This is a genomic window from Streptomyces sp. NPDC001941 (assembly GCF_040296945.1).
In the GTDB taxonomy this organism is placed as follows: Bacteria; Actinomycetota; Actinomycetes; order Streptomycetales; family Streptomycetaceae; genus Streptomyces.
Genome location: NZ_JBEOYE010000252.1, coordinates 1 through 1,506, shown reverse-complemented (window position 1 = coordinate 1,506; position 1,506 = coordinate 1). Strand labels below are relative to the sequence as shown.

Genomic DNA, 1,506 nt, shown 5'->3' with positions numbered 1-1,506 from the left:
AGATTCAAGGCCTGTTTCTTCATTGAATAGTGATGTTGATGGTTAACCAAGCCTCAACTAGTCAATCCTAATTGCGTTTTCGTTTAACGGCTTAATGGTTTTTCGCCTTAATAATAATAACCTTTGTTAAAAATTTGATTTTTTCTTTTAAGGGCCTAGAATTTATTATTTCTTTGGTTCTGTTGCAAAGTTTTCCAAAAAATCTATTTTAGTGTAAAATTGAGAAAAAAGACAGAGAGGACAGAGTAATGAATTATTTTAAAGGCAAACAATTCAAAAAAGACGTCATTATTGTCGCTGTTGGTTACTACCTGCGTTACAATCTAAGCTATCGTGAAGTTCAGGAATTGTTATATGATCGTGGAATAAATGTTTGTCATACTACGATTTATCGTTGGGTGAAAGAGTACAGCAAAGTCCTCTATTATCTTTGGAAGAAGAAAAATAGACAATCCTTCTATTCATGGAAAATGGACGAAACCTATATCAAAATTAAGGGACGTTGGCATTATCTTTATCGTGCAATTGATGCGGACGGCTTAACCTTAGATATCTGGTTACGAAAGAAACGGGATACGCAAGCAGCCTATGCTTTCTTAAAACGACTCCATAAACAGTTTGGTGAGCCGAAAGCAATTGTGACCGATAAAGCACCTTCTCTTGGCTCCGCCTTTAGAAAGTTACAGAGTGTGGGTTTATATCCTAAGACAGAGCACCGAACTGTGAAGTATCTTAACAATTTAATAGAACAAGACCATCGACCTATTAAACGACGGAATAAATTTTATCAAAGTCTCCGTACAGCCTCTTCCACGATTAAGGGCATGGAGACCCTTCGAGGAATATATAAAAAGAACCGAAGAAATGGAACGCTCTTCGGCTTTGCGGTGTCTACTGAAATCAAGGTATTAATGGGAATACCAGCCTAAGATATTTGGAGTTCAGAGAGGGCGCGTTTGATTTTCAAACTTCGCAACAGAACCTTTCATGCTCTCAGCATTATTTTCTAGCTTTGCAAATTTTTTTGAAACAAGTTATATTGTAGTTAAAAAAACTACAGGAGGATTTATCACATTTTTATTTGGAGCAATCGTTTGTGTCATTGCACAAGTATTACTTATTCCATTATTTGGCTTGAATGGTGCTGGATTAGCTTCAATGCTTGGATTCTTAACAACGTTTTTATTTCGTGTCAAGGATACGCAAAAATTTGTGGTGATTCAGATTAAATGGCGAACTTTTATAAGTAATTTTGTGATCATTTTGGTACAAATTCTTTGTTTATTTTATCTGCCGAGTAAAGTCTTGTATCTATGCCTTGCCCTATTATTTTGTGGCATGTTAGTGGTTAATCAGCGTACAATTTTATACATTATCATGGCGCTAAAAAATAAAAAATAAGACATTTGGAATGAAATCCTCATAAAAATAGACAGGAGATATATCTCGATACCATTCGAGATATATCTCCTGTCTATTTTTATGCTACTTTTGGGTTAGCTCAAC

The 1,506-nt window shown here is 35.1% G+C and carries 2 protein-coding genes; both read left to right on the top strand.

From position 1 onward, the window contains the following. Window positions 1–248: 248 nt before the first annotated feature. Window positions 249–929: an IS6 family transposase gene (locus ABT160_RS46960; RefSeq protein WP_351656562.1), complete on the top strand. Its 681-nt coding sequence runs from the start codon at window positions 249–251 to the stop codon at window positions 927–929. A gap of 58 nt (window positions 930–987) precedes the next feature. Then, entirely contained in the window at window positions 988–1,401 is a 414-nt protein-coding gene (locus ABT160_RS46955) for a polysaccharide biosynthesis C-terminal domain-containing protein (RefSeq protein ID WP_003132403.1), read from the top strand. Window positions 1,402–1,506: the final 105 nt, after the last annotated feature.